At 71.1% G+C, this 6,982-nt stretch carries 6 protein-coding genes; all 6 read right to left on the bottom strand.

The window, feature by feature from the left end; all coding sequences use genetic code 11:
* Positions 1-103: 103 nt before the first annotated feature.
* The 6 genes from ABZS61_RS33050 to ABZS61_RS33025 all read right to left on the bottom strand — a co-directional run bounded on the left by ABZS61_RS33050 (position 104) and on the right by ABZS61_RS33025 (position 6,964).
* A complete protein-coding gene (locus tag ABZS61_RS33050) occupies positions 104-331 on the bottom strand; it encodes a DUF6059 family protein (RefSeq protein ID WP_356429632.1) in 228 nt (75 codons plus the stop codon).
* On the bottom strand, positions 328-2,115 hold the full coding sequence (locus tag ABZS61_RS33045) for an acyltransferase domain-containing protein (protein ID WP_356429629.1): 1,788 nt from the start codon (positions 2,113-2,115) through the stop codon (positions 328-330). The genes ABZS61_RS33050 and ABZS61_RS33045 overlap by 4 nt, the downstream gene beginning before the upstream one ends.
* A 149-nt stretch (positions 2,116-2,264) precedes the next feature.
* A complete protein-coding gene (locus ABZS61_RS33040) occupies positions 2,265-2,534 on the bottom strand; it encodes an acyl carrier protein (protein ID WP_329207366.1) in 270 nt (89 codons plus the stop codon).
* 98 nt (positions 2,535-2,632) lie between these two features.
* Positions 2,633-3,847, bottom strand: coding sequence for a ketosynthase chain-length factor (locus ABZS61_RS33035; RefSeq protein ID WP_356429626.1), 1,215 nt, complete (start codon positions 3,845-3,847; stop codon positions 2,633-2,635).
* Entirely contained in the window at positions 3,844-5,109 is a 1,266-nt protein-coding gene (locus ABZS61_RS33030; protein WP_356429624.1) for a beta-ketoacyl-[acyl-carrier-protein] synthase family protein, read from the bottom strand. Before ABZS61_RS33030 ends, ABZS61_RS33035 begins: the two co-directional genes overlap by 4 nt.
* Before the next feature lie 265 nt (positions 5,110-5,374).
* Positions 5,375-6,964, bottom strand: coding sequence for an acyl-CoA carboxylase subunit beta (locus tag ABZS61_RS33025; protein ID WP_356429622.1), 1,590 nt, complete (start codon positions 6,962-6,964; stop codon positions 5,375-5,377).
* Between the last annotated feature and the right edge of the window lie 18 nt (positions 6,965-6,982).

Raw genomic sequence — 6,982 nt, 5'->3', positions numbered from 1 at the left:
AACGACGCCGTCTCCGACGTGAACCGGTCACCCGTCAACTGCATACCATCACCCGAGTCACCCGCGAAGCGAATGATCACCCGGTCCAGACGGCGGATCTCGTTCACTCCCGCTCCCCGATCGGTGCCATGAGTTGTTTTTGCAGTGCGAGTTCCGTACGGGTGAGCGGTACGTCCGGGCAAAGCCTTTCCGGATGGCCCTCCGGCGGTTCCTTCAGGCGCGTCGCGGCCATCGGTACGGGTGGTCCCATCATGGGAAGGCCCAGCCAGATCCAGCCCGCCGCGGTCAGCGAGCTGTAGATCTCGCGCAGGGCTCTGTTCACGTACTTCATGCGAGCTGTACCTCCGCCTCTGCGTGGACACGGGGCGCCGCGGTGCCCGCGGACTGCTCCTCCTCGCTCCAGGTCCACATCCTGGCCACCGCGTTCAGGTCCAGGTCGTGGCCCTCGGTCCAGATGCGGGCAGCTGCCGTGAGCACCGACTGTCGGTCGGCTTCGGGCGTGCCGGCGCGGGCCGGGAGGAGCGGGGTCACCGCGCCGGCGCCCAGGCGGAGCGAGCGGTGCCTGCGGGCGAAGGCGGTGAGTGTCTGGCGGGGGCCCGCCTCGACGAGCAGGACGTCGTCGGCTGCCAGGAGCTCGTCCAGGGCGTTGCGGAAGTAGACGGTGTCGGTGATCTGGCGGGCCCAGAAGCGGGGGCTGCGCGCCTCCTCGGGACTCATCAGGGCTCCGGTGTAGCCGGAGTACAGGGGCAGCTTCGGCTCCCGCAGCGGGACGTCGCGGTAGGCGACTTCCACCGCGTCGGAGGCGGGGGCCATCGCCGGGGAGTGGAAGGGGCTGGTCGCGGGGACCGTGACCACGGTGTGGCCGTCCGCCTTGAGTCGGGCGGCGACCTCGGTGAGGGGCCCCTTCGAACCCGCCAGCATCACCTGCTGGTTGGCGTTGACGGCGGCGATGCCGACGTCCTCGGTCAGGTACGGGAGCAACTGCTCCTCGCTCGCGGCGACCGCGAGCATGCCACCCGCGGGGATCTTCACGGCCTCCCGGACCCGGGCCTGCACCATCTGGGCCGCGTCGCTCAGGGATACGACCCCGGCGAAGGTCGCGGCGACGAGCTCCCCCGCGCTGTGGCCGAGGAAGGCTGTGGGGCGGACGCCCCAGCTGAGTACGAGGCGGCCGAGCGCGTAGTCGATCGCGAACAGGAGGGGCTGGGCCCGGCGTACGTCGTCGATGCCGATGGAGGCACGCGCGGGGTCGAGCCAGTCGGCGCGGATACGGGGTCCTTCCTCACCCATGTGGGAGAGGGCCGCGTCGACCGCCGCCGTGAAGACGGGTTCGCGGCGGTAGAGGCCTGCTGCCATCCCGGCGTGCTGGGAGCCCTGGCCCGGGAAGAGGAGGGCGATGGGCCGCGGGCGTGAGGCGTCGGTGGTGCGGGCCTTGTGCACGGCACGTGAGGCGAGGGCCGAGACGGTGACGGCCGCTCCGCGTACCGGGCCGGGGGCGGTGCCGCAGGGCACGGTGGTCGGCAGGGCGGGGAAGACCTCACGGTGCACTCCGCTGAGCATCGGCAGGAGTTCGCCGCGTACTCGTTCCTCGTCGGCGGCGTTCCGGCCCGACCAGAGGATGAGGCGGTGCCGGTCGGGGTCGGTGCCTCGCGGGTTCTGGTGCATCGGGCGCAGCGCCGGGGCGGTGTCCTCGTCTGCGGGGGTGGTGACGTCGAGTACGCCGAGGACCGCGTCGCCCTCCGCCACCGCTTCGGCGGCGCGTTTGACCGCGTACACGGTGATGGTCTGGGGGTCGGGTTCGCCGAAGCCTGCGACGAGGGCGAGGTCGGCGGTTCCCTCGTGGAGTTCCCGGTGGGCCTGGCGCAGCGCACGGCCGGGGGTGGATGCCGTACGGACGGTGAAGCCCTCGTGTTCGGGCCTGATGCCCGGTTCGAAGGCGGCCGCTCCGAGGAGGACGACGGTACGGGCGGGCAGGTCCTCGGGAGGACGGCCGAAGGCGCGCAGCACCGCCGATACGCCGGCGGCCGAGGCCACGGCTCGTGCGTGCTGCTGGGGCGCGGAGCCTGGGCTGACGATCAGCCGGCGGACCACCGCACTCCGGTTCGTGAGCGACATGGTTCCCTCCTCGTGGGCCGCGGCTCCGGCCCCATTCGGTGCGTAAGGGGGCAGTAAGGGGGCAATGAAAGGTGGTTCGGGTGGCTCGGCGCAGTGACGGCCGCCCCGCCCCGGGGGGACGGAAGGCGGGGCGGCCGTATGGGGCCGGCTCAGGCGGCGGGCGCCTGGCCGGAGTTGATGAGGGCGAGGAGGGCACCCGGGGTCTCGGCGTCGACGACGGCGTCGTCCGGGATCTCGATGCCGTACTCGCGCTGGATCTGCCCGATGACCTGGAGCAGTGCGAGGGAGTCGTAGCCGAGCTCCATGAACGGGGTGTCGATGACGTCACCGTCGAGGTCGATGCCCTCCTCCTCGCCTGCGCTCTCGCGCAGCATGCGGGTCAGGTCGGCCAGGGTCACTGTGGCGGTCGTGGTGCTCATGGTCGGTGCCGTCCTCTCGGTTGGGCGTATGGGTCGGTCGGGCGTGCCGGTGGTACGGGTGGGGGTGCCTGTGGTGCGCGTGGGGTTCATGTGGCTGTTCAGCGCGGGCGGCGTACGACGAGTGCCGCGTTGAAGCCGCCGTGGCCGCGTGCGAGGACGAGCGCGTTGCGCAGTCCGGCCTCGCGCGCCTCGGTCACCAGGTCGATGGCGTGGCCCGCGGCGGCGGCGCCGACGTTGGCGGTGGGCGGGATGACACCGTCGCGCAGGGCGAGCAGTGCGGTCGCCGCGTCGAGGGCGGCGCCCCCGGCGAGCAGGCGCCCCGTCATGGTCTTGGGTGCGGTGACGGGGACCCCGTGCGCGCCGAAGATCTCGGTGAGGGCCTGGGCCTCGGCCCGGTCGAGCTCGGGTACGCCGGCGGCGTCCGCGAAGACGACGTCGATGTCGGCGGCGGTGATCCCGGCGTCGGCGAGGGCGTTCTCGGCGGCCCTGCGCAAACCGGGCGGTCTGCCTGTTCCGAGGGCCGGGTCGAGGGTCGCCGCGTATCCGGCGATCTCGCCGTAGACCGTGGCGGCACCGCGGGTACGGGCCGACTCGGCGTCTTCGACGAGGAGGATCGCGCCGCCCTCGCCGGGTACGTATCCGCCGGCCTCCTCGGAGAAGGGCAGATAGGCGCGGGCCGGGTCGTCGACGGTGCTCATCAGACCGGAAGCGATCTGCGGTACCCAGCCCCAGGGGCAGATGGCCGCGTCGATACCGCCGGAGATGACGGCCGGGAAGCCCTTGCGGATGTGGCGGCGGGCGTGGCCGAGGGCGTCGATGCCGCCGGCCTGTTCGGTGAGCAGCACGCCGCTGGGTCCGCGCAGCTTGTGCCGGATGGAGATCTGGCCGGTGTTGACGGCGTAGAACCAGGCGAACGACTGGTAGGCGCTGACGTACTCCTTGCCCTTGCTCCAGAGGTTCTGCAGCTCCCGCTGGCCGAACTCGACGGCTCCGCCGGACGCGGCGGTGACGACGCCGATGCCGTACTCCGGCAGTTCGGTGGTGTCGATGCCCGCGTCGGCCAGTGCCCAGTCGGCCGCGGTCAGCGCGAGGCGCGTCATGTGGTCGGTCTGCGGCATCAGCCTGCTGGGGATGTGGTCCTCGGCGACGTAGTCGCTGACCTCCCCGGCGATCCGGGAGGGGTACTGGGTGGCGTCGAAGCGTGTGACGGGTCCGAGGCCGGACTCGCCGGCCAGTGTGGCCTTCCAGTAGTCCTCGGTTCCCAGGCCGTTGGGGGCGGTGATGCCCAGGCCGGTCACCACTGCGGCGGTCATGAGGTGCTCCTCTCCGGGCGGGCCAGCACCATGGCGCTCTGGAATCCGCCGAAGCCGCTGCCCACGCTGAGGACCACGTCGGTCTTCTTCTCGCGGGCGACCAGCGGGATGTAGTCGAGGTCGAGCTCGGGGTCGGGCTCGTGGAGGTTCGCGGTGGGCGGCAGGATGCTGTGCTCCATCGCGAGGGCGCAGGCGGCGATCTCCAGGGAGCCGATGGCGCCGAGCGAGTGCCCGATCATCGACTTGATGGAGCTGATCGGGGTGCGGTACGCGTGCTCCCCGAGGCTGCGCTTGAACGCGCCGGTCTCATGGCGGTCGTTCATCTTGGTGCCTGAGCCGTGTGCGTTGATGTAGTCGACGGTGTCCGGTGCGAGGCGGGCCTCGGCCAGGGCGACGTCGATGGCCTCCGCCATTTCGAGGCCCTCCGGCTTGAGACCGGTCATGTGGTACGCGTTGCAGCGGGAGGCGAAGCCCGCGATCTCGGCGTAGATGTGCGCGCCGCGCCGCCGCGCGCTCTCCAGCTCCTCCAGGACCAGGATCGCCGCGCCCTCGCCGAGGACGAGTCCGCTGCGGGTCCGGTCGAAGGGCCGGCAGGAGCTCTCCGGGGTGTCGTTGCGAGGGGTGGTGGCGTGGATGGCGTCGAAGCAGGCCGAGGTGATCGGCGAGATCGGGGCCTCGGTGGCACCGGCGATCATGATGTCGGTGGTGCCTTCGCGGATGAGTTCGACCGCGTGGCCCAGCGAGTCGAGACCGGAGGTGCATCCGGTGGAGACGACCGCTGCCGGGCCCTCCGCACCTGCCGCCAGGCCGACTTCGGCGGCGATGGAGCTGGGTACGAAGTGCCGGTACAGCTCGGGTACGGCGTACTCGTGGTCCACGTTCCACTTGCGGCCGCCGTCACTGACGACGGCGTACTCGCGCTCCAGGCTGGTGGTGCAGCCGACCGCGCTGCCCACCGCGGTGCCTATGCGGCCCGGGTCGAGGGCGGAGAGGTCGAGGCCGCTGTCGGCCAGGGCCTCCCGGGTGGAGACGACCGCGAACTGGGAGGCCCGGTCGAGTCTGCGGATCTCCTGGTGGGAGAGTCCGGCGGCCCGGGGGTCGAAGTCGCACTCGGCGGCGACCTGCGAACGGAACGGCGAGGGGTCGTAGAAGGAGATCCTGCGGGTGGCGGTTCGGCCCGCCGTGAGCAGGTTCCAGTACTCCTTGACACCGACCCCACCGGGGGCCACGACGCCCAGGCCGGTGATGGCGACTCTGCGCATGGTCTACCTGGCCTTCGACGGGGCCGGGTGCGGCTCTGCGCACCTGCCGGTTGGCACTGTGGGGGTCACTGTCGATCCCTTCGTCCGTGTCACTGCTGATCGTGAGTCGGTATCGGCGGCCGGGGCGGTTCGGGTTGTGAGCCTCCCCGGCCGGCCGGACCGGTCGGCCGCTCGCTCGTAGCGGGCCGCCGTTTCCGGTGCAGCCATGGAACGTCTGTGCCCTAGACCGGGACTCGCGTGTGCGTGGATCTGTCGAATCACCCCACTATGTAGGGATATTCCCGTGCTTACGGGACGGCACTTCGGCGTGCTTGGAGCGCAGCATGGCCAGCGAGCGGATGAGGATCCGACGGGTGTCCCCTGGGTCGATCACGTCGTCCACGAGGCCTCGTTCGGCCGCGTAGTAGGGGTGCATCAGCTCGGTCCTGTACTCGTCGATGCGCTGCGCCCGCAGCGCCTCCGGGTCGTCGGACGCGGCGATCTCCCGGCGGAAGATGACGTTGGCGGCACCCTCCGCCCCCATCACGGCGATCTCGTTCGTCGGCCAGGCGAAGGCCAGGTCGGCGCCGATGGACCGGGAGTCCATGACGATGTACGCGCCGCCGTAGGCCTTGCGCAGGACGAGGGAGATACGCGGCACGGTCGCGTTGCAGTACGCGTACAGGAGCTTGGCGCCGTGCCGGATGATTCCGTTGTGCTCCTGGTCGACGCCGGGCAGGAAGCCGGGCACGTCGACGAGGGTGACCAGCGGGATGTTGAAGGAGTCGCACGTCGAGACGAAGCGGGCGGCCTTCTCGCTGGCATGGATGTCCAGGACCCCGGCCAGGGCCGCGGGCTGGTTGGCGACGATGCCCACCGGGTGGCCGTCCAGGCGGGCGAGAGCGCACACGATGTTCGGCGCCCACGCCTCGTGGACCTCGAAGCTCTCCCCGTCGTCGACGATCTCCTCGATCACCGTACGGATGTCGTAGCTGCGGCCCGGGTCGGCCGGCACCAGGTCCGTGAGGGCGTCGGTGCGCCGGTCGGCAGGGTCCTCGCAGGCCACCACGGGAGGCATCTCGCGGTTGTTGGACGGCAGCAGCGCGATGAGGAACCGTACGTCCTCCAGGCAGGTCACCTCGTCGTCGTACGCGAAGTGGCTGACGCCCGAGACGCTCGCGTGCACATCGGCGCCGCCCAGGCCGTTGTGGGTGATCTTCTCGCCCGTCACCGCCTGTACGACATCGGGTCCCGTGATGAACATCTGCGCCGAGTCGCGGACCATGAAGACGTAGTCGGTGAGCGCCGGCGAGTAGGCGGCTCCCCCGGCGCACGGGCCGAGCATCACACTGATCTGCGGGATGACCCCGGAGGCCGCGACATTGCGGCGGAAGATCCCGCCGTAACCCGCGAGCGCCGTCACACCCTCCTGGATACGGGCGCCCGCCCCGTCGTTGAGGCTCACCAGCGGTGCGCCGGCAGCCTCCGCGAGGTCCATCACCTTGTGCACCTTCGCGGCGTGGGCCTCGCCCAGGGCGCCGGCGAAGACGCGGAAGTCGTGCGCGTAGGCGAACACCGTCCGGCCGTGGACGAGCCCCCAGCCGATCACGACGCCGTCGCCGTGCGGTTTGCGTGCTTCGAGACCGAAGCCGGAGGCCCGGTGCCGGCGCAGCGGCTCGATCTCGGTGAACGTGTCCTCGTCGAAGAGGAGTTCCAGCCGTTCGTGTGCGGTGAGTTTGTTCTTCTCGTGCTGGCGCCGGGTGGCTGCGGGGTCCGGCCCGCGGCTCACTTCCTCCTTGAGCCGGCGCAGTTCAGCGGCGGCGCGTCGCAGGTCGGGTGCGGCCGGTGCGACCGTCAGGTCGTCAAGGATCGTCATCGGCCGAACGTAGGAACG

Origin of the sequence: Streptomyces sp. NPDC005566, assembly GCF_040605575.1 — a bacterium.
Taxonomy (GTDB): Bacteria; Actinomycetota; Actinomycetes; order Streptomycetales; family Streptomycetaceae; genus Streptomyces.
This window is presented reverse-complemented; position numbering and strand designations above follow the sequence as displayed.